Raw genomic sequence first — 20675 nt, forward strand, 5'->3', positions numbered from 1 at the left:
GCTTACGGCTACCGCCGGCCAGGAGCCGACCTGCAAGTGAGTTTGACTATACCGGTTGAGTATCCTTGACCGAGAATGGGGGCGTTGTATTGCTTCGCGTACTCGTTCTCGATCATAAAATAGAGGCTCCGAACTTCGTCTCACGCGAATCGTTGACCGCGCCATTGTAGTCGTCCAGGCTTGTTACGGTCCAAACCATGACGTCGGTACAGTCGGCCGTGAATGCGCCGGAGTCGTAGAAAGCCATCCGGGCCGCCGTGTAGCGAGCCAGGATTGGATCGAGAACCTGTTTGCCGAAGGCAAATTGCCATCGTCGCCATGGGGAGGCAAGGCAAGCCACTCCGGCATCGTCTTGATGAGACAGAAGAAGGTCATCGGATTCGTTGTAAGGTCGTATTTCAAGCGGCCAGGATTGGCCTCAGATACCGCTCGCAGAAAGCGCGGAAACTGGTCGAGCCCGTGTTTTTCGAAGTGCCTTCCGCGACGTTGTCGATCCCTTCGTCCTTGGCGCGATACATGTCGACATAGCCTTGGGCGACTGACTCGCTCGTGCCTCGATCGAGAAATTGCTGCTTGAACTGCTCGTACGAGATCTGCTGGTAACGCATCGGGCGGCCTGTCACTTCCGAGATGATCGCCGCCTGATCATCGAAGGACAGGTCCTCAGGGCCCAACACCGGCGCTTCCTTTTGTCCGGTCCAGGAGGGATCCGAAAGGAAACGTACCGCAGCGGCTGCCATGTCGCTTGTTGCGGTAAACCGTAGCTTCTGGTCGCCGCGAATGGGGCCAAAGAACATTCCCTTGTCCTTCATGACCGCCGCCTGTCTGGCAGTGTTCTCCATGAACGACGGCATCGCCAAGGCCCGAAACGCAGCCCCGGTTTCCATCAGAAGGTTGTCCATCTCAATGGAGGCTGTAACGGCACCAGCGCGATCCTGCCAGGCTGTCCGGCGACCAAGCGCCGTAATGGAAAGGACACGGGCCACGTTGTGACGGCGGATTGCAGTTGCAGCAGGACCTGAAAAGTCAACGTATGCCTGCTTCAGCGTCTGCTTCCACGGCGGCGGGGCCAGCCAGAAGACGGCATCTGCGCCCTCAAAGCCACGATCGACGACCGAGGCGTCGCCATGTGACCCCTCGATGATCTCTACGCGCTCGCGGACGGCGCTGCCGAACCGCGTGGCGTCACGGACGATCAGGCGCAAGGGCTCGTCCGTTTTCACAAGAGCGTCGACAACCTTGCTGCCGATCTGGCTGGTTGGAGCGGTGATAACGATCACGGATGGTTTCCTTCTGATTTGTAGGGATGGTCAATTGGCCGGTATGCCGGCTATCTCAGAGATGGATCGACAGTTCGATGTCCTCGGCAAACGGTACCGAGAGGTAAGGACCGCCCTTCGAGCGCACGCGCGCCAGATATTCCGGGCAGTAGTTGGCGTTGTCAGCGACAATCAGCGCACCAGGCCGCAGACTTGGTTCCACCAGATCCAGTATTTCCGGATACAGTGACTTCGCCCCGTCCAGCAGGAGGAGATCGATTGATTCAGGAAGGTCCACACTCAAGGTCCTGAGCGCATCACCTTCCCGGATTTCGACGAGATCAATCAGTCCGCCTTCGGTAAGGTGCCGGGTCGCTCCCAACACTTTGGACGGCTCGAACTCGCTGGTGATTAGGTGCCCGCCGCCGTTGTCGCGGAGGGCAGCCGCCAGATACAATGCGGAAATACCGAAAGACGTACCGAATTCGACAATGGTCTTTGCACTGGAACTGCGCGCCAGCAAGTAAAGGAGCGTGCCGGTCTCACGCGAAACCGGAAGCCAAAGATCTTTCATGAGCGTGTAAAGCTCCAGGTATTCCTTCTTGCTGCTTAGAAGACGGTCTCGCTCGCTACGTGAAAGCCTATTCGTGGCCGGGCTGGTCGCCTTCTCGGCTTCCGCAAAGAGGCGGTCAAGCAAGGCAGCTACGCTCTTATTTTCCAAAGTAGTCATTGCAGTCCAATCGTTAGCGAGTTGCGTTTTCGTTGCAGACAAAATATGACTAATTCGTCGCATTTCTCAATTCGCGTTGGAATGAACCTCGATGGTTGACCGCCCAAAGCCTTATATTTCCTCACGAAAGAGCCCCAAACAGGCGCGATCGAACGTTCTCGTATCAACGATCTTGGAGGCCGCTATTCGCGTTCTGGCGGAAGAAGGCGCTCAGCGATTCACAACTGCACGAGTGGCTGCGAGGGCCGGAGTGAGCGTTGGGTCGCTTTACCAATACTTTCCAAACAAGGCATCTATCCTTTTCCGACTGCAAAGCGACGAGTGGAAGCAGACCACGGAGCAATGGCGGATGATCCTAAGCGACAGCTCAAGCCCGCCCCTTGCGCGGCTTCGCCACCTCGTAGACACCTTCATCCGATCGGAGTTTGACGAAGCGCCGCTGAGGGTGGCACTCGACGACGCGGCGCCACTCTATCGGGATGCCCCGGAGGCACAGGAGATCCATGATGAAGGCGATCGCATCATCGAAGCATTTATGCGCGAGGTGCTTCCAAATAGTTCAGAGAAAGTGCGACAGCTTTCAGGTGAACTGATCACCATGACAATTACGTCTGTTGGAAAGGAGCTTTCGGAGACATCGCGGACTAACGCTGAGATCGAGGCTTTTGTGGATCAAATGTCCGACATGCTTTGCGCATATCTTCAAAATGTAGAGGGCCGTACGAGTATGCGTAAGATCGTTTAAATGTCCGAAAAGCGACCGATAGCCTGACGCCGAAGATATTCAGTTCGCACGCCACCCGATCCAAGGCGGCGACTGTCCGGAAACTATGAGCGGAAATTAAATGTCGGGGAAGCGGCAAGCTTTATGACCGTTCTCCCGCCTTGTGCCAAAGGCCCATCTTCTTGAGGTTCCAGGCGATATCACCCTTCGGAGTAAACGACAGGAAACTTGCCTCGGGCATGCGGTTGGCAGGTTTTTCATGCAGGACGAATGTCAGCAGCAATGCATCCTGATCCTGTGCCATCCGCATCGAGACGGTCGGCGGCGCGCCATATTCGGCCGTAGCGAGCGTCGGCAGGGCGAGGAGCAGGCTATCGCCTTCTGCGGCCAACAGCTTTGGCAGGAAGGTCTTTGACAGACCGGCGCCGGAGGCGGCAGGTCGGCCGCATAGGACTGACTTTTGCACCTGACCTTTGCGACGGAAATTCTACTGAAAATCCAGCGCGACTGGCCTGCTCGCAAAACTGGGGAATTGTGCGACAGCTTCGTTCCAGTTTTCGATGCGATTTGTCAGTGCACTCTCAGAAGGTACTCCAAGCCCTGCGTGAAGCCACGTGGTGCGACGGTGAGGTGATCCTCGTCGTCCAAGACTGCAGACTTCAATTGCAGGTTCGGATACTTTCGGCTCTGCAACGCTGCTTCCAAAGCCCGGTTGTCGGCGACCATATCTACCGTCTGGTTGTAGCGACGGTCGCCTTTGCGCTGCGCCTCATAGCTGCCGACATAAAGATAGACCTTTGCCGGCAGGTCCTTGTTCTGCGCGGCGTAATCCGTTTCGAGCTTTAAGGTGTGGCGCTTGTCATACCAGAGAGAGGGGCTACCGAGGATATAGCCGCTAAACAAGCCAGGTTCGGTAAACAGGATCTGTGCGCCAAGCAAAGCACCGTAGGAGTGGCCAAGGAAGAGCGACCTGGCGGGATCGGTCCGATAGCGGGCAGCGATAAATGGTTTCACCTGTTCACCCAAGTACCGCTGATAGGCCCGTCCGTGCCCATGGATCGCACCAGCCGGTGCGCTCTTTGGACCGTTTGCCGTGGGAGTGTAGTCGCGCTGACGGCTGACCTTGCCGTCCTCACCCTTTCCATAAGACAAACCGACGAGAAGGAACTCCTCGATCCGGGGCCCTTCGACGTTCAGACGGCGGCCGATTTGTCGGATGATCGGGAAAGCGTAGTCAGCATCGGTGACGTAAAGCACCGGATAGCGCCGCTGAGGTTCCTTCGCATAGGACGGTGGTAAAGCGACGAAGACTTGGTAAGTGCGACCGGAAACCGGATCGGGCACATCCCAGACTTCGCTATCGATGATCTCGTATGCACGCCCCTCTCCTAACTGAGCTTTTGGGGTCGACTGAGCGTACGTGTGCGTCGGAGCGCTAGGAACGCTGAAGCCGGCGATGACAGCTATTCGCAAGATATTCAAAAAACATCGTCGCATGTGAAGTCTCCGCGCTTGAGATTACTATGGTGTCGACCACTAATGGCGTACCCGCGCGGCATTAAGACTAAAATTTTATCGAATGGATTCGTACTTAACGAAACGTGACGGCTGAGATTGGTGGTTTCGGCTTTCAGGGGGCAATTTGTAAGTTGTCGCAAAAAAATCCCGAAACCTGTGGCAGAAATTGTTCAAGTTGAAGGGGCCCTAGATGGGCCGCTTTAGTCGTCTTCGTCTCCTGTCATCGAACGGCCGCAACGGCGTCGGAAGTGGTCATGGAGGTGCCCGCGCTCTATGGCAGCAACCTCACCTCGGCTTCCAGGACCGGATAGTCTGCGACCGGCCTCAAGCAGGCCACTCCGGCAACCAAACTGTTGCCCGGATCGGGAAGGTGCTGCCGACAAAACCCAACGAACTACGGAGTCGGCGATTCAAGAGCGAGTCGATTTGGAAATTGATCGTTGCTCGTTCGATTCCCATCAGGAGCAGCTATCAGCGCTCGAAAGCTCCTCGCTGGATGTCTAGTGAGGAATATTCGCGGAAGGATAAAGCGCCGCGCCAACCTTCTGAGCCGCAGCCGCCAGGCGTTTATCCCTCGTCCACAAGCTTGATCGTCGATCGAGGAGGGTTGAAGTCAACAGATGTGTATCAGTATAGCCGATCCCCATGCTGAATATTGAATAGCCATCAATGACGGTCATTACCTCTGCATGGGTCGCGACCACTGCCTCACGCTGAGCTGCAAGAAATGCTAATACCGCATCCCGATCTCGCAGACTGCCTAGGGCCAGTTCGCCGACAATGAAAGCGTGGCAAAGTAACCGATCATCTCCGAGTCGCCGTGTCGAAAATGATCAATCCAGATTGAGCTATCGACAAGGATCACTTGCCCACTTCGCTCCGGCGGCGAGGCGCTACCTCCGCCTCGGGCATAGTGCCCCCAAGGGCGATCAGCCGTTTGCCGGATTCGACTCGTACCAAAGTCTCGAGTGCTTGACGCACAAGAGCCGCCGTTTCCTTTGTGCCTGTAAGGGACTTGGCCCGTTCTATGAGATTGTCGTCAAGACTGATAGTTGATCGCATAGCTAGCTCCCAGATGTTGATACGCTCATAGCACCAATTGGTGCGATAATCTACGCCCCTCCATCTGGCCATTGCCACCATGCCTATCGCGGGTCGCTGGTTCGATCCCCTACAAGGCGGAGAATACTGCCGAGAACGGTGGCGCTCAGCTCCAGGCGGTCACCGCTGCTCGCGCAGTATTGCCGGACGGGACGCATTATACCATCGAGCCCCTGGATACGCCACTCGTTGCACCCGCAAGCTGGGATTTCATGGCGTTCTGCCGGGAACGCCCGAGCTTCGCCGACGGCATCCGCTTCAATTTGCACAATAATAAGTGGGGCACCAATTTTCCGATGTGGTGTGAAGGCAATATACTGGCCCGGTTCAAACTACGCATTTGCATCTGAACTCCCCCACCCCTCGCAGACGCAGGGATGCCGACCGACTTCGCATAGATTCTTGCACCACGCGATCAAATTCATAGCGATTATCGACAACCATTATCAGTCCATGCGAGCGCGCATGTCCTGCAATCAATTGATGTGCTGATCGGAGTTCCACTCCGGGCCAATTCTGCTCGCAATTAACCCGTATAGCTTGCCGCGAATTCATCATATGGGTGCACCTCGAGGCTGACCAGGAGGCCCTCCACGACGGAAAGGTTCTTTCTCGACTAGTTGGCTTTGGGTTTACAACTCCCCTTGGTCGTAAGCGCGCCGGCGCGCCTTGATGACGTTCAGATTGTCGTGGACCCAGAAGTTAAATCCCTCAAGGGCGCGCAAAGCTCCGTGGCCGATCTCTGTTAGCTCGTACTCGACACGCGGCGGCACTTCAGGGAAATAGTGGCGTATAACGAATCCGTCACGCTCGAGATTGCGCAGGGTGAGCGTCAGCATGCGCTGGGTGATTTCGCCGACCTCTTTTCTCAAGGCTGAAAAGCGGAGCCGATGATCCGCAGCGAGCGAAAGACGCCAAAGAACCGGCACTGTCCATTTGTCACTCAGCAGGCCGCAGACCCCGTTTGGCGGTATGGGCCTGAAGTGTCTGTCGTTTTCTGATCCGCGCGATGTGCCGGCATCGATCTGTTCGTCCAAGGGTACCGTCCTTGTGCCTGATGCTAAAGAATGTGCCGTCTTCCGGCGAAACTACATTCATATATATAGATGGTCCTTGTTTAACGCGAGGGCTTCAAGTGACCAATAGCAAGCACCCCATTCTGGTTTTCGGCGCTACCGGAAGGCAGGGAGGATCCGTCGCCAAAGCCTTGTTGAAGGCGGGATGGCCTGTTCGCGCACTCGTTCAGGATTCCACCAAAGCTGCATCTCTGCAATTGCGGAATGCGGACATCGAGCTTGTGCAGGGTTCATTTGAAGAGACCGATGTCATCCGCACAGCGATGAAAGACGCTTACGGCGTCTTTAGCGTACTGCCCGCCAACCTGGCTGCCGAAGACGAAGTCAGTCATGGTATATCGATTGCGGATATCGCTGCCGAAACCGGTATCAACCATTTTGTTTATTCATCGGGCGCCAGTGTGGGGAATGAACTGACAGGCGTTCCGCGTTTCGACGCCAAGCCTCGTATCGAAGCCCATATTCGACAGCTCGACATGACTACGACCATCATCCGGCCGATGATTTTCATGGAAATGCTGGTGCGACCCGGTTTCGGTCTGGATGAGGGCCGGTTGATATCCCTGATCCGGCCGGACCATTCCATTCAGCTAACTGCCGTGGAAGACATCGGCAGGTTTGTTGCTGCCGTGTTTGCCGACAAGTCCCGCTTTGGCGGCACAACGTTTAAGGTCGCGAGCGACCGCCTGACCGGGCGTGAACTCGAGTTCGCCTTCAGCGAAGCAGCCGGCCGGCCGGTAACCTATGAACGGTTTCCAGACGATGTTCTGGCTGCAAACGCTGATCTCGCACATATGGCGGAGAGCCTGGTAGACGGACCGCTCGCCGAGCAGGTCGATCTGAAACTCATGCGCGAAATCAACCCCGACCTGCTGACTTTCGCGTCCTGGCTTGCTGGTAATGGGCGCAGGTCGCTAGATACAGCCTTGTCAGCATCAGTCTCGTGAGCCAGCTTCCACACATGCGTTTGCTCGTGTGACGGGCAGGCTGTCCGTGCTGTAAAAGCCACTTTCGCCTGCCGTTCCTCGGTGGGCTTCGCGTTAGCCCTGCCCGCCTTCTCAGCTGAATAGGCATTGCAATATTTGGCTCCTGATGGTGGATTGCCATCACAATACAAGGATCTAATCAGGAGAGGCCCCTCCCCTGTTCGCAAATGAAATCATCGTCCCAAAATCGAAAGCTGTATTTTTGCCTGGAGCTTCAACTCCGATATTGACCTACGCCCCGCGACTGTTGTCGTAATAACCGGCAACCATTGCTAAACATCCAGCAGACATAATCCTTGGCGTCATTGAGTTTTGTGACGATTCTTCCTAGCCCGCGGCATCCTAACTGGATTTCCGCGACACTGACCTCCCCCGCAGTCGACACGTGTGGGGCGCGATGTTCCACCGGGAATTATCGTGGCGCCGTTGCGCGGGGCGCCGCCGTGGCGTGGTCTTCAACGGTTGAGTGGTGCCAGTCGGGATATCGAACTTTTGCGGATCGGGGATAAAACCTTGTCAGCTGACAAGGTTCTGGACATCGAAACGGGAACCGCCCAAACCCGGCTCGAGTTCTATTCTCACGTCTAAACTTACTCATCGGGTATGACTTCGACGTCCGTCAAGTCCTACGATCCGCTGCGATGGATCTTTTCCAATCGTTGGAAAAATAGTCGCACACAAACCTTGTCAGCTGACAAGGTCTGGCTGTGCGGGAGAGAAAGATCGTATCCAAGGTTTAGGCACCACCTGCAACGACGGTCGACACTCCTCGCCAGTCGCACATCCGCTTTCCGGCAATAGGCGTGCCAGCCACCTAACATTTTGCGGTTCCATGCGAACGATTTCCCCTGCACCACGACGTACCCGAGGGCATCCGTCGTGAGTAAGAACCGGGCACAATGCCCACCGAGACGGCGGTAAGTGAGACAAAGGGCTTCTCTCACCACACCGCCCGTCGAGTTGTGTGGTGCGGAGAGATGGTAAGACAGGGGAGGGGTGCCAGTCGTTGATTGCAATTGCTGGCTCGACCAGTTCCGCAGCTCAATGAAACACCAGACGCTCTTCCCACGAACCAATCCGTACCCAAAAAATTTGATACCAGACAGGCATTCGTACTAAAATTGGTTCTGACCAACGCGTCGAAAGCGGCATTTTTTCAATAGGAAAGAGAAGGACAAACGATCCTTGCCAAGCGCAGTTTAGAGCGGCGATACAAGTCCGCGCCGCGAGAAATGGCGCCCAAATCACCGGCCTTCCTGCGATCAAGCTTGAGTTTATTCATGGCCTGGCTTGGTCTGGCCGCGCAGGGCACGGACCGTCTCGATAGCGCCCAAGCGTTGGCGGTGCTCGCCGATGAGAACGAAACAAACACCCAAGGCTTTAGGCCTGAAGGGGTGAGTAGAAGATCGATTTCGGCGCCAGCAGAGGTTCTGTAGAAGTTGGCTGCTGTACCGTCAGGCGATGCGGCCATCATGTTTCGATCACGAATCCCTCCCCGCTCGCGCCGACAATCGGATGGCCGAGGAGTTGTTCGGCGCTTGCAAGTCCAAGAAGTGCTTGCGCGATACCGCTATCCCTCACATAGACCTTCGGTGATTTGACCAACTGCCTACCGACGTTAGCGTGCGAGGGTTCGAGGCGGCGTACCACAAGCAGGTCCACGAGAAGATGGAGACAGGACGCAACGGTTTTTCCATCGACCCCAAGGGAGCGGGCGAGTTCGGCTGCGTTATGAAGCTCGGACTGGTGGTGTGCCAGCATGCTCCAGAACCGTCGCAATGTCTCAGCGGTAATGCGCGGTCCCAATAATGGAATATCTTGTTCGAGATAAGTGCGAATGAAGTCCTGTCTCCAGCGCATGCTCCCGTGGTCACTGGGCGCAACTATCGGGAAGGCCGCCCCGCAGTCAAAGCATAGCGAGAGTATCTGGGGATACTTCCAATCCATCGACGGGGCTGTATTCAAGGTAGGCAATGCGACCGGCCAGCGTTTCGCCTGACTGTTTGAGAAGATCGATGGAGGCCGAGCCGAGCAACAAGAACTGGCCGGCGCGCCGTCCGAGCCTGCGGTTGCGATCAATCAAGCCACGCATGACTTGGAACAGATCTGGCAGGCGATGAACCTCGTCAAGGATAACCAGTTTGTCATCATGACCCGCTAGATAGAGTTCCGGTTCGGACAGCTTGGCCCCGTCTGCGTCTGATTAGAGATCCAGGTAGAAGAGAAGGGCGGCTTTTGCTGCTATCTATAGCCAAGGTCGTTTTGCCAACCTGACGAGGCCCGAGCAGGGCGACTGCCGGGCTGCCATCAATGAGTTCGAGGAGCCTGGCTTCAATTCTTCTTCTGATCATCCTTGCATTTATGGATATCTTCTCCAGAATTGCAGGGATATTCCTACTATGTAAATAGGCGTGCCGCTCTCCCGCTACGCCGTGCCGCATTGTTATAATAGTCGGAAGCCTGCTGCACCGACCGATGACGCGACTGCTCCATAACTTCGGGCAGGGGAATGCCGCGGTTGGCGGCTTCAGTGAGATAACCCGAGCGCAGCCCGTGCGCAGAAAATTCTCCAGGCTCGAGACCAGCCATCTCCACGCGCTGCTTGATGATCGCATTGATGGACTGCGGATCGAGCGCCCGCCGTGAGACCGTCCCCCAGCGACCAATCCCCCGGAACACGCTGCCGCTCTCAATTTTTGCAGCTGACATCCAGGCATTCAGCGCCATGACCGGCCGGCCGGTGAGATAGACGATGTCGTCCTCTTCGCCCGAGGTCGTCTTGGTCCGGCCGAGGTGAATGGCAAGGGAGGGGAGGGGAGGGCCATCTTCGACTTCAATCAGCGCCTCGATGCTCAGTTGCTCCTTCCGCAATCCGGCGATTTCGCTGCGGCGGCGGCCGCCGGAGGCGAAGGCGACCATCAGGATCGCCCGGTCGCGCAGATCGCGCAGACTTTCGCTTTCACAGGTCGCCAGCAGCTTGGCCAAAATATCGCCGGTGACCGCCTTGGCACTTTTGCGACGACGCGGCCTGGGGACGGCACGCACCGCCAGCCGGATCGCCTGCTTGAGGGCAGGGGAGGCGAATGCGCCGTCGAGGCCGCGCCATTTTGTTAGCGTCGACCAACTGGCCAGCCGGCGCCGCACGGTGTCGGGTGCGTGCGGGCCCGTGGATTTCAAAAAGCTCTGATCTCGCAACAGTTGATCGACATCGGCAGGCATGCCGTGATCAGGATCGTTCTGGCGTTTTTCCGGATCCCACAGATGATGGGCGACGAATTTCAGCAGCAGCGCCTCGGGCGCCGGCCAGGGCAGGGATTTTTTGGTCGCCGCCAATCCCCAGGCTTCGATATACGCCAGATCGGAGGTCAGCGCCCGCAGCGTGTTGTCGCCCATGCCCTGGTTGACGAGATGTTTTAGCGTTTCGACGTCCTGGTCGGTCAGCAGTTCGGCAAGTTCGTCGCGACGCTCGAGTGGCAGCACCGAAGCGATGGTGTCGAGCTCGACGGCGCGCCGTTCGATGTCGGAGAGGGAAGTTGGTTTGCGCGACTTGGACATCAATCGATCTCGACATTTGGTCGCCAGCGGCGAATGATTTGAATGATCTCCGGCTTGTAGGCGTCGGAGTGAACGAGATCGTCTTCACGGGCGAGAAAGGTAAAAACCGTCGCCATGCCGTCGGCGACCTCGCGATCGACATTGGCGAGATCGGTCAGATCGAAACCGCCCAAAACCTCAAAATTCCACCAGGCGAGATTCCACTAGGCGAGCAAAAAGTTGGCGACGCGCCCACCCTTGGCCGGTATCCTGGTGGGCGACGTTGAGCAGCTTTTCGAGGGCGAAGCGGACGTGATCTTCCATGTTTCAGAGCCTTAGCTGAGTGTGACTTGGCCCAGATTAGCTGGATTTGCTGGCTTTGTCGATCTACCATCGATAAGGGATACTTATCGATGGTAGATAGTCCAACCTAAAACGGTACCATGTGAAGAACTCTAATATTTAACTAGAGTTCCTTTAGTAAATCATTTACCATGATTTCAATGGCTTACGATTTTTCGGAAATCAGCATGAGTGACCTGATGCGGCCGGCTTTTGACGCCGGTGTCGCGCTGGCCCGTCTCGATGAGCGCATTGCCCGCTCGACCGTCGGCGCCGGCTTCCTCGAGAGGCAAAATTTCGCCGACGCCTGTGCCTCCCTCTGGATCGACGGTGAATTGGTGCATCTCGAAGACCTCGTCCTCCACGACGCCTTTCGCGATACCCGCACCCCCACCCACGAACTCACTATCGCCCGCGACGTTCTCCGCACGCGCCGGCGCATTGCCGGTCAGTCGCCCGACTGGGCACTATCGCTCGACGGTCTCCGGACCTTGCGACAGACCCAGGCGTGGTCTGGACCATCAGGCGGTCCTGACAGCACCGCGGATGATAGCGGTGTCTGGCCCGCAAGTATCGTCGAGCGGGAAGGGGAGGGGGACGTAGGGTTTGACGCCAAAGATCTGCCCGGCGTTGATTATGCCGCCATCGATGCGCTGCTCGCTCGATCCGAGGCAGCGATCGAACAGGCGAAGCGGCCCGGTCGGACGGTGGCCGATAACCGCAAGCGAGACGCTCTCGTCTATGATCTCGACTGGGACGAGGATGCCCGGTTGGAGGAGTGGCGCGGCGTGCTGCGCCAGGCCGAAGATCTGCCCGTGATGCTGCAGGCGATCGTCGCCCTCGATGCCTGGAATTCTTTGCAAGTCCTGCAGCACGCCCCCTGGCTTGGCCGGCTGTTGGCTGTGTCGATCCTACGGGAAGCCGGCATCACCACCGGTGCCCACCTCGCCGCCATCAATCTGGGTCTCAAAACCATCCCCGTCGATCGGCGCCGGAGCCGCGATCGCAAGACTCGCCTGCTCGCCATCGCCCACGGATTTCTCGCGGCGGCCGAGATCGGGCTTAAGGAGCATGACCGGCTGACGCTGGCGAAGACGATGATGGAGCGAAAGCTGGACGGGCGACGGACCTCCTCAAAATTGCCGGCGCTGGTTGAGCTAGTGATGGCAAAACCGTTGGTGTCGGCAAACATGGTAGCGAAAACGCTCGAGGTGACGCCGCAGGCGGCGCGGCGGATTGTTTTAGAGCTGGGTCTGCGGGAGATGACGGGGAGGGGGAGGTTTCGGGCATGGGGGATTATTTGAAAGGTGTCCCTTGCTGCGTTTGATCCGTTGGCTCCATTCTTGAGGATATTTCGTATCCGTTGCTCGGACGCCGTTGGAAACTTCGAGGGCCATCAACAAGAATGGCATCACTGGAAAAAATGCTGCTTTTCCCGCAACTTTAAATAAATTATTGATATTCATTCGCGCGGCATCTTGCGAATACTCTCTTTGAGAACTGGGAGCCTTAAGAGCTTGGTTGGTTATCTTATAAAATTTGCAAGGACACTCGCTGCGATCACATCGAGATTTACTCGACACCGTAACGACCAAGGTGACATACCAAGGTTCGTTGATCTTGCTCCAACCGATAAAGCAGATCCGGCCGGTGTGTATTCAAGCGCCTTGATCGAGGCGACCGAGAATCCTCGTGTGATGAATATCGCTCTCACTGGACCGTACGGGTCCGGGAAGAGCAGTATAATTAAGTCGTTCCTAAAGCTCTACAGGCGCCCGGTTCTGCAGATCTCCCTCGCGGCATTTCTGCCCGAAGCCGTAACCACGGGCGGCGGAGTGAGCAAACAGGAGATTGAACGAAGCATACTCCAACAAATGCTCTACGGCGCCGACGCGAACCGGCTGCCGCTGTCTAGGTTCAAGCGTATCCAGTCGCCTGGCCGATGGTCGATTGTTGCTTCACTTTTCATCGTCCTAGGCGTGTTCGCTTGCTGGCACCTGATACAGAAGCGCGACGCAATCATAGCCGGCGACTACTTCCGCCCGTTTGATTTGACTAACTGGTTTAATCTGGCAACCTTTGCGGTTGGCGGAGCGTTTATATGGCTTGTCTTCCACCATATCTACGTCGCGAGTTTCGGGATTTCACTCAAAAGCATCTCGCTCAAGGATATCGAAATCACCTCTAAGGCGGCGAGTGAGGAATCAATTCTAAATCGTCACATGGACGAGATAATATACTTTTTCCAGTCGACGAAATATGACCTCGTGGTCATCGAAGATCTCGATAGATTTAACAATGCCGATATTTTCGTTACTCTTCGCGAGATCAACAGCCTGGTAAATACCAATTTAGGCAAGAAGAGAAAAGTCCGTTTCCTTTACGCTCTTCGTGATGACATATTCGTCAATACGGATAGAACAAAGTTCTTCGAATTCATAATTCCTGTCATACCTATCATCAACAGTTCGAATTCTATCGATATGGTATTGGAGCAGGGCAAGCGGCTGTCGCTCGACAGCAGGCTAGACAAACAATTTCTGCGGGAAGTTTCGAGATACCTAGATGATCTCAGATTAATTCAAAACATATTCAACGAATATGCAATATACGCAGCCAGCCTCGAGACAGATGACGAAGTCAATCTAAACGCGAACAAGCTGCTAGCAGTCTTGATTTACAAGAACGTGTTCCCCAGTGATTTTGAGAAACTCCACCGCGGCAAAGGCAACCTTGCACAAGTTCTTCATAGGCACGATCGCTACATCGCTGCTAGCGAAGCCCGCTATGCCGCTGAGATCTCCGAGATTGAGAAACTCGTGGACGTGAGCGAAAAACAACTGCCAGCCGACCTGAACGAATTACGCAGGATTTATGCGATGGCTTTAATAGAGCAGCTTCCTGCGAACTATGGAAGTATCTCGTCAGATCAAAGCAACTACATTCCAGTAGCTGATTTGGTCAAACACGAGCGACTTGAGGATTTCCTTAATGCGAACCAAGTTTTCGTTAGAAATCCAAGCGGATACCAGCAGAAAGTATCGCTGTCTGGTTTCCAGAACGACGTGAATCCGAATAGGACATTTCAGCAGCGAAAGAAAGATGTCGAAAATAAAGCCGCGTCATTTAGGAGCGCCGCGTCCAAGAAGCTTCAGGATCTACGGGCCAAGCTTGCTAATGTTCGGATGGCAAAATTTAATGAAATAGTTCGGGAGAGTTTGGACGAACTGGATGACATTTTTGGAGTTTTTGGGGATCGCTCCGAATTGGCTCGGTTTCTAGTTCTCGAAGGATTCTTGGACGATACCTACTACCAATATACGTCGTTATTCCACTCGGGACGCCTTTCGCCGAGCGACAATAAGTTTCTGATCCGGATTCGTAGCTTCAGTAATCCGGATCCTGATTTTCAGATTGATAACCCTAAGGAAGTCATTGCCGCAATGCGCGACGAGGACTTCAGCCGGAACTACGTGCTTAACGTTGAGGTCGTCGACTGCCTGCTTTCTGATCCATTGTTGTATGAGACGCAAACAAAAAAGCTGCTCGGATTCATCGCATCCGATTTTGACGACTGCGGGGATTTTTTTGCGGCCTACTATAGCCGCGGGCGCGGGGTGCCAACGCTGATCACGAGGCTCACGCGATCGTGGCCAGATTTCGTGACGGCTGCGATAAAGAGCTCCGCCAACCTTACACATGTGGCCCGCATCATAACCCATCTGACTGAAACCAATTTAAAGAGTATCGCTGGCAAAAATCCAGCGCTGGCTGAATTTGTGTCTACGAAGCTGCCCGACGTTTTGGCTCTCGGGATCGATTTTCCCCCTGAACGGTTAGAGCTTCTCGGAATTGAAGCCACCGATCTGTCTGCGATAGACCGTCATCCCGGTTTCATACGCGTGATATTCGACCGGGGGCTCTATGAGCTATCCATCGAAAACCTAGATTTCATATTCCGAACCGTCCTCGGTATTAAGGCTGATGCCAGGGCACGGGAGCAGAGCTATACCCTGATGCTTGAGGCAGACAGCGGGCCGCTTCTAGCTAAGGTAAACGGCCATTTCGGTAACTATCTGGAAAATGTTCTCCTTCGTCTGCCGGACAATCGCTTTGAAAGCGTTTCGGCCATTCTAGGTGTCATTGGTCGAGAAGATGTCGATCATGAGCCGGTGGTAGCCTTCCTTGAAAAGCAGGCGGTTTTACTACCGATATTGGATCAGGTTCCCCCGAATCTCCATGCGGTGCTTTTCAGGATCGAGAAGATCGAGCCGACCTGGGGCAATTGCCTGTCTTTCCTCGGTAGCGAAAGCTTCGACGCAGATATCCTCACGCAATTCTTAAACAGACCCGCCACGTTGGCAGCGCTTGCGGATCACGAGGTTCCAGATGGGGACCAGGCGCGCCCGTTGCGCAACTTCATCATCGAGAATGATCATCTGAGCGCGCAAGCTTATGCCTCTTACGTCGGGGCTCTCCCGAGGACCTTCAGCGCATTCCCAAAACATCTTGGCGCGGAAAAGACAGGAATCTTGGTTGATTGCAAACGCGTAAGCTTTTCAGCCAAGAATCTCTCCCATCTCGGCAACGACCTTTCGTTGGGCGTCAAATTCGCGGCGAACAACATCGACGAATTCTTTAAGGTCGAGGACGAGTGCGAACTGGAGGACAACTTCCGAGAAAAGTTGTTAGAATCAAACCTGACCGACGAAAGTCGACTAAAAATAATTCGCGCGATGAACCTGAGTTTACTGGCTGGAGCACCAGCCCGTGCAGCGCTTATTGGAAAGATTCTGTCTCGCACTGGAATTGTTACGGAGAACTTGGGAATGGACGCCGCCCGTGAGGTTATCCTGAAATCCCACCCTTTCGAGACCCAGATACTGTTGTTCAATATGCTTCATGAGAAATTCGATGACGACCAGGTGCGGGAGATATTGAAAGCGCTTCCGGACCCACTACCCGAGATCAAGCCGGGATGGGTAACGCCGAAGCTTCAAGGCAACGAAGCGAACCTGAAATTTGCTACGTGGTTGAAGAGTCGAGGGTTCATTTCGTCGTGGAAGCAGGGCGGGTTCTTCGACAATGACATACGTATGAACTTATTTAGGAAGTGAATATCTGGCGCAAGTCGGGATAGTGCTCGTGACCCCTGAAATGCTCCGAGGCCTTCCGGCTGCAGGGGTTGGTCGCCGCAGCCATAAGGCCGCTGGCTGTTATCGAACGAGTTTGAAATGGAGCGCCGAGTTCAGATCCCGTCAAGCCAACGAATCTGATTTCCTAGAATGTGGCCTGAAGTTTGAACCAACATTGGAGCGAAGTGCCGGACCTGGCTGCTTTGCGCCCTCCTTTCCGCCACTCAGGGAGGAGCCAGTCTTCCCAAAAGCGGACGCGGTTAAGGCTGACGGACGAGCAAATGGCTCGTCTTTCCCCGCGATCATCATCGCCAACGCTCCTGGTTCAACACTGTCAACGAAGCCTATGTCAAAGCCCGCTATTCCAAGCATTTCGAAATCAGCGACGAAGCGTTGACCTGGCTCGTCGAACGAACGGTTCACCTGCTTCAGCTTGTGAAAACCGTATGTGAAGACCACCTGAAACGACTGGAAAAGGAAGCAGCTTCCGACAAATCGTAGAAAAGTCAGCCTGAGCACTGCTGTTTTCAAAAGAAGGCTGCCCCTCGCACTAAGAAATACCTTAACATCACCCGGTTGCTTTCACCGCATGCCCGGCTGCCCGCAATAGTGCCATAAGCACCGGTCCCAGCGAAAACTCGCCCCGCTTTGCGCGGTTGGTAAGATCTCTCAGATAGCCGCCGGCCGAATTGATATGACCACCGCGCTCAAGAATACAGGCTATCGTCACCGCTGCGTTTTCCGGCCCCATCACTTCACACGCTTCCTGATAGGCCGACGGACTGACCCCCAGCATCGACCGGACAACCACCGCGGCCGTCATCAATTCGCGCCAGGTTGTGATTTGCCCCTCTGGTCCGTAGTTCGAAATCTCCGGGCAGGCCCGCAACACGAGACCAATCGGAAAAGCCTTAACAGGCACATGTTCAGCCTGCCTATTTTCGCTCGGCTTCGCCCCCAGCTCCTTTTCAGAGCTAGGTTCAAGTTCATTAGGGGGGTAGGTATTTGAATTCTGTATGTGACGCTCAATTTGGGCATCATTGCTGATCATTTTTGAAGAAAAATCATCGAAATTCAGGAGCTTGAGGATGTCCTGTCGCAAGATTTCCATCTCAAGACCCAAATGCTTCAGATCGTCCAAGATTGGGGTTCGCGGAATCCTTCTGACAAGCGCCAGATACCGCTCTTCTACCGCGTTCCAATCACCTGCTGCGCCTTCTTCAACGGCTGCCGTGATGAGCTTGCGGATATCCCGCCGGCAAATCGTCAGGTTCTCCTTTGCCCTGCGGTATGCAATCCGGTCGGCAGAAACCTGCTGGGCAAGGCATGCCAGTTCCTCGGCACGCATCAGCAGTGGCGATACGTCAAAGCCGAAAGCGTGTTCGATAGATCCCTCATCATCCTTTCGAGCATAACGCTTGCCGTTTGCGCTATCCTTGCGAATGATCAGCCCCGCCTCGACCAGGAGAGCAAGATGCCGGCGCAGGGTCGCACCCGCAATGCCATGCGCCCGGTTTGAAAGCTGGATGTTTGACGGGAAAACGATCAACTGGGCCTCCTGGCGCAGTTCATTCTCCGGATAGAAGCTCAAAAGCGCATCAAGCACCGCAAGGCTGCGGTCCTGCAGACCGAGCACCTCTCGCGCCTCCGACGCATCTCGGAAGACTTTCCATTTGTCTGCCGACTTTCCTTCCTTGATCCTGCTCGTGGCAATCTGCCGCTTCACAAGCGCAAGAGTTACCGGCCGCCGCCCAAAGGGCGTCGTCACTTGTCCACCTTCCATGTCATCGCCTCTTTAAAAGGGCAAAAGAACAACGCTCACCAAAAGGGTGCCAAACACTCTTGACTGGGATTCATGGAAATGCGATTCTCTAGTTCTCACACGACGAGAAGGGCTTCCATGACGGCAACGTTTCGGGGGCCTTTTTCTTTTGCGCGTTTTCCTTCCGTAGAATTGTTCGAAGTCTGCTTGACGGCTTCGGTTTAAATCTTTGATTTCTCGTGCGTGAACCGCTCAGCCAGCGTCGGCAGCTCCGCTTCGACAAAGCGCAGGAATTCTGTTCCGGCCGGCGTCTCTGCTGAAATGCGAATATCCTTTGCCGTGCGCAAGACAGTGCCAAGCGGCTCGCCCGCCGCACCTAAAATCTTAAGGCCAGGCTTGTGGGACGGTGCTGCAGGTTTCAACGCATTAAAAGCTGCCAGAAACTTCTGGTCAGAACCGAGCCGCTTTTCTCTAGCGGCCGCCAGCACCCTGCGCAGTTCCGCATGCAGGCCAGCCTGTTCTGAAAAAGCTTTTGCGAACTCTGCCCATCTTGGACGCCCGACCTTGGCTGCCCGCCCGATCGCTTCGATAACATCAGCCGGAACCGCGCGATAAACCGCCCGCATCCGGGCAAGCTCCGGATCATCGATCGACAATGAAGCCTTGATATCGCGAGGCTTCACACCGGCATCGTCCATGCGGCGGGCAAACAGGGCGCGCTCGATCCAAGTCAGATCCTGGCGGTCGGCATTTTCGATACCCTGCGCAATGACGAGTTCGACATCGGAAATCTCGACTTCGATCGCCCTCACCGGAATCCCGAGATCTCTGGCAGCCTGCAGCCGACGATGGCCGTAGATCACCTGATAGCGATCAGGTGACAATGGTGATTTGCGGACCTGGATCGGGACCTTCTGTCCTTCGGACCGAATGGAGTTTCGGAAAGTCTCGAAGTCCGATGCGAGGTCGTCTGGAAGACGATCAGGAAACGGAGAGGGATCAATCTTCGACGGATCGAGTTCCCTGATCGCGCCACCACCCGATTCAACAAGGGCTTTGAGACGGTCACGCTCCGATTTGATGTCATCGATCGCCCTGTGGGCCGCCCCAATAACGCCCGCACCGACGCGCGAAGCTGGCGCCGGTTGTTGCGGGACGGCCGGAGCATCGGACGACAGCCGGTTTTCAAGCTCCGCCGACAGCAGACCGAAATTTGCAACGATGGATTTACGCGATGACTTGCTGGTCATGTGCGTCCCCAACTGGTGTTGATAAGTTTCACGATGGCCTCGTTGACGGCGTCGACCGCCTCACGGGCGCGTTTATGCGTATCCCGGCCGATCTGGCCCATTTCAAGTTCGTAGATCGAGCGTTTTGCAAGCCCCGCCGCCTCCACAGCCGTGCTTTCAATCAGCGTCGGCAGCAGTACATCGGTTCCAAACAGATGGCGCATCATTGCAACGACCTGGGACTGCGGTGCATCATTCGGATCATGGCGGGTAACCAGATATCGGATGAAGTCCTGGTCAAGCTGGGCACCGTTTTCATTCAGCACGCCGATCAGATCGCCCATCATCAAAAGGAACTGGCTCATCGAGGCGACATCGAGCATCGCCGGATGCACGGTGATAATCATGCTGGTCGCCGCATAAATAGCGCTCAGCGTCAGGAATCCCAGAGACGGCGGTGTATCGAGGATAACGACGTCGTAGTCCTGCTCTACCTCTGCGAGCGCGAGTTTAAGACGCTCGAAGAAGATCGCACCTGATGCTGATTTCTGTGCAAGGACACGGGGCGTCTCGTGCTCGTATTCCATGACCTCGAGGTTGCCGGGTATCAGGTCTATCCCGTCAAAATAGGTCTTGCGGATAATGTCACGGAGCGGCCTGCGCTCGGCGTCGTCATACCGAAGTGCCGCATAGATCGTCTCGTTGGCGCCAACGTCAAATTCAGGCTGTGCACCGAACAGAGCAGAAAGCGACGCCTGCGGATCGAGATCGAGTGCAAGGACACGGTAACCCTGCAGCGCGAGATAATGCGCAAGGTGAACGCAGGTCGTGGTTTTGGCACTGCCGCCCTTGAAGTTGGCGATGGCAACGACCTGAAGATGCTCGCCCTCGCGCCGACGCGGCAAGAATCTCAGCGCCTCTGAAGGCTTCTGGCTGGCAAAAAATGCCCGCAACTCGTTGATCTGGGCGAGCGTATAGACGCGATGATTGTTTTCCAGACGGCCAGGAATGGGACCGCGCCCTTCGCTCGACATGAGTTTCAGGGTAGAATCGGGTATGGAGGTAAGCTTGGAGACTTCGTTGGTCAGGAACGGCCGCAGGCTTTTCTCCGACTTCGGAGGATACATGCGGGTGCGAAGCTCCTGCAATTGTTGCGACAACAGGCTGGCATGGCGCGCAATCTTGTTGCCTGCGTCTTCCTTCTGACCCATTGCCGTTTCTGCTCGTTCCGCTATCGCCATAATCTCCTCTTGGCGGGCTACCACCGGTTTGCCGACCT

18 protein-coding genes and 3 pseudogenes are annotated in these 20675 nt (G+C 55.5%); 6 read left to right on the forward strand and 15 right to left on the reverse strand.

Features of this window, described 5'->3' with window-relative positions; genetic code table 11:
• Positions 1-112: 112 nt before the first annotated feature.
• Genes QSV77_RS25840 through QSV77_RS23950 form a run of 3 tightly spaced genes read right to left on the reverse strand, consistent with a single transcriptional unit; the run spans position 113 to position 1989 of the window.
• The gene (locus QSV77_RS25840; protein WP_368045863.1) at positions 113-340 is read right to left on the reverse strand and encodes a darcynin family protein; all 228 of its coding nucleotides are present in this window, start codon (positions 338-340) and stop codon (positions 113-115) included.
• A 58-nt stretch (positions 341-398) separates the two neighbouring features.
• Entirely contained in the window at positions 399-1280 is an 882-nt protein-coding gene (locus tag QSV77_RS23945) for an NAD(P)H-binding protein (protein ID WP_302735368.1), read from the reverse strand.
• 55 nt (positions 1281-1335) lie between these two features.
• Positions 1336-1989, reverse strand: coding sequence for an O-methyltransferase (locus QSV77_RS23950; RefSeq protein WP_302735369.1), 654 nt, complete (start codon positions 1987-1989; stop codon positions 1336-1338).
• Between the two features lie 91 nt (positions 1990-2080).
• On the opposite strand from QSV77_RS23950, the gene QSV77_RS23955 reads away from it, so the two are divergent.
• A complete protein-coding gene (locus tag QSV77_RS23955; RefSeq protein ID WP_302735370.1) occupies positions 2081-2734 on the forward strand; it encodes a TetR family transcriptional regulator in 654 nt (217 codons plus the stop codon).
• Positions 2735-2855: 121 nt separating this feature from the next.
• On the opposite strand, the gene QSV77_RS23960 is transcribed toward QSV77_RS23955, so the two are convergent.
• From QSV77_RS23960 to QSV77_RS23975, 4 genes and pseudogenes are all read right to left on the reverse strand, one after another.
• Entirely contained in the window at positions 2856-3179 is a 324-nt protein-coding gene (locus QSV77_RS23960) for a hypothetical protein (protein WP_302735371.1), read from the reverse strand.
• Between the two features lie 104 nt (positions 3180-3283).
• Complete coding sequence (locus tag QSV77_RS23965; protein WP_302735372.1) at positions 3284-4210, reverse strand: alpha/beta hydrolase; 927 nt, start codon at positions 4208-4210, stop codon at positions 3284-3286.
• A 521-nt stretch (positions 4211-4731) separates the two neighbouring features.
• A pseudogene (locus QSV77_RS23970) lies at positions 4732-5096 on the reverse strand (type II toxin-antitoxin system VapC family toxin).
• Complete coding sequence (locus QSV77_RS23975; protein WP_302735373.1) at positions 5093-5293, reverse strand: type II toxin-antitoxin system VapB family antitoxin; 201 nt, start codon at positions 5291-5293, stop codon at positions 5093-5095. Before QSV77_RS23975 ends, QSV77_RS23970 begins: the two are co-directional and overlap by 4 nt.
• A 104-nt stretch (positions 5294-5397) precedes the next feature.
• Here QSV77_RS23975 and QSV77_RS23980 point away from each other — a divergent pair.
• A pseudogene (locus tag QSV77_RS23980) lies at positions 5398-5682 on the forward strand (DUF5054 domain-containing protein); the annotation flags it as partial.
• A gap of 282 nt (positions 5683-5964) precedes the next feature.
• On the opposite strand, the gene QSV77_RS23985 reads toward QSV77_RS23980, so the two are convergent.
• On the reverse strand, positions 5965-6369 hold the full coding sequence (locus QSV77_RS23985; RefSeq protein ID WP_302735374.1) for a helix-turn-helix domain-containing protein: 405 nt from the start codon (positions 6367-6369) through the stop codon (positions 5965-5967).
• A gap of 98 nt (positions 6370-6467) precedes the next feature.
• Between QSV77_RS23985 and QSV77_RS23990 the strand changes: the two genes are divergently transcribed.
• Positions 6468-7355 carry an NmrA/HSCARG family protein gene (locus QSV77_RS23990; RefSeq protein ID WP_302735375.1) on the forward strand — a complete coding sequence of 296 codons (888 nt, stop codon included), beginning with the start codon at positions 6468-6470 and terminating at the stop codon, positions 7353-7355.
• 1509 nt (positions 7356-8864) lie between these two features.
• Here QSV77_RS23990 and QSV77_RS23995 read toward each other — a convergent pair.
• The 4 genes from QSV77_RS23995 to QSV77_RS25845 form a co-directional block, all read right to left on the reverse strand.
• Positions 8865-9254, reverse strand: a complete 390-nt coding sequence (locus QSV77_RS23995) for a DUF4143 domain-containing protein (RefSeq protein WP_302735376.1) — start codon at positions 9252-9254, stop codon at positions 8865-8867.
• A gap of 46 nt (positions 9255-9300) precedes the next feature.
• The gene (locus QSV77_RS24000) at positions 9301-9576 is read right to left on the reverse strand and encodes an AAA family ATPase (RefSeq protein WP_368045868.1); all 276 of its coding nucleotides are present in this window, start codon (positions 9574-9576) and stop codon (positions 9301-9303) included.
• Positions 9577-9791: 215 nt separating this feature from the next.
• Positions 9792-10949 (reverse strand): site-specific integrase, encoded by a 1158-nt coding sequence (locus tag QSV77_RS24005; RefSeq protein WP_302735377.1) that lies wholly within the window; start codon positions 10947-10949, stop codon positions 9792-9794.
• On the reverse strand, positions 10949-11122 hold the full coding sequence (locus QSV77_RS25845) for a hypothetical protein (protein ID WP_368045864.1): 174 nt from the start codon (positions 11120-11122) through the stop codon (positions 10949-10951). Before QSV77_RS25845 ends, QSV77_RS24005 begins: the two co-directional genes overlap by 1 nt.
• A gap of 300 nt (positions 11123-11422) precedes the next feature.
• On the opposite strand from QSV77_RS25845, the gene QSV77_RS24015 reads away from it, so the two are divergent.
• The 3 genes and pseudogenes from QSV77_RS24015 to QSV77_RS24025 form a co-directional block, all read left to right on the forward strand.
• On the forward strand, positions 11423-12574 hold the full coding sequence (locus tag QSV77_RS24015; RefSeq protein WP_302735378.1) for an RHE_PE00001 family protein: 1152 nt from the start codon (positions 11423-11425) through the stop codon (positions 12572-12574).
• 213 nt (positions 12575-12787) lie between these two features.
• On the forward strand, positions 12788-16387 hold the full coding sequence (locus tag QSV77_RS24020; protein ID WP_302735379.1) for an ATP-binding protein: 3600 nt from the start codon (positions 12788-12790) through the stop codon (positions 16385-16387).
• A 309-nt stretch (positions 16388-16696) separates the two neighbouring features.
• A pseudogene (locus QSV77_RS24025) lies at positions 16697-16906 on the forward strand (nucleotidyltransferase); the annotation flags it as partial.
• 67 nt (positions 16907-16973) lie between these two features.
• Here the strand turns inward: QSV77_RS24025 and repC are convergent.
• The 3 genes from repC to repA all read right to left on the reverse strand — a co-directional run bounded on the left by repC (position 16974) and on the right by repA (position 20637).
• Positions 16974-18188: a plasmid replication protein RepC gene (gene repC / locus QSV77_RS24030; RefSeq protein ID WP_302735380.1), complete on the reverse strand. Its 1215-nt coding sequence runs from the start codon at positions 18186-18188 to the stop codon at positions 16974-16976.
• Between the two features lie 200 nt (positions 18189-18388).
• Positions 18389-19417, reverse strand: coding sequence for a plasmid partitioning protein RepB (gene repB / locus QSV77_RS24035; protein ID WP_302735381.1), 1029 nt, complete (start codon positions 19415-19417; stop codon positions 18389-18391).
• Positions 19414-20637: a plasmid partitioning protein RepA gene (repA, locus tag QSV77_RS24040; protein ID WP_302735534.1), complete on the reverse strand. Its 1224-nt coding sequence runs from the start codon at positions 20635-20637 to the stop codon at positions 19414-19416. Before repA ends, repB begins: the two co-directional genes overlap by 4 nt.
• Between the last annotated feature and the right edge of the window lie 38 nt (positions 20638-20675).

The sequence above is a fragment of the Agrobacterium sp. V1 genome, from assembly GCF_030518355.1.
Classification (GTDB): Bacteria; Pseudomonadota; Alphaproteobacteria; order Rhizobiales; family Rhizobiaceae; genus Agrobacterium; species Agrobacterium cucumeris.

Excerpts from the sequence above, each read along its gene's own strand:
- QSV77_RS23950 (WP_302735369.1), bottom strand. The coding sequence starts at position 1,989 with ATGACTACTTTGGAAAATAAGAGCGTAGCTGCCTTGCTTGACCGCCTC.
- QSV77_RS23955 (WP_302735370.1), top strand. The coding sequence starts at position 2,081 with ATGGTTGACCGCCCAAAGCCTTATATTTCCTCACGAAAGAGCCCCAAA.
- QSV77_RS23965 (WP_302735372.1), bottom strand. The coding sequence starts at position 4,210 with ATGCGACGATGTTTTTTGAATATCTTGCGAATAGCTGTCATCGCCGGC.
- QSV77_RS23975 (WP_302735373.1), bottom strand. The coding sequence starts at position 5,293 with ATGCGATCAACTATCAGTCTTGACGACAATCTCATAGAACGGGCCAAG.
- QSV77_RS23995 (WP_302735376.1), bottom strand. The coding sequence starts at position 9,254 with ATGCGCTGGAGACAGGACTTCATTCGCACTTATCTCGAACAAGATATT.
- QSV77_RS24005 (WP_302735377.1), bottom strand. The coding sequence starts at position 10,949 with ATGTCCAAGTCGCGCAAACCAACTTCCCTCTCCGACATCGAACGGCGC.
- QSV77_RS24015 (WP_302735378.1), top strand. The coding sequence starts at position 11,423 with ATGATTTCAATGGCTTACGATTTTTCGGAAATCAGCATGAGTGACCTG.
- repC (WP_302735380.1), bottom strand. The coding sequence starts at position 18,188 with ATGGAAGGTGGACAAGTGACGACGCCCTTTGGGCGGCGGCCGGTAACT.
- repB (WP_302735381.1), bottom strand. The coding sequence starts at position 19,417 with ATGACCAGCAAGTCATCGCGTAAATCCATCGTTGCAAATTTCGGTCTG.
- repA (WP_302735534.1), bottom strand. The coding sequence starts at position 20,637 with ATGGCGATAGCGGAACGAGCAGAAACGGCAATGGGTCAGAAGGAAGAC.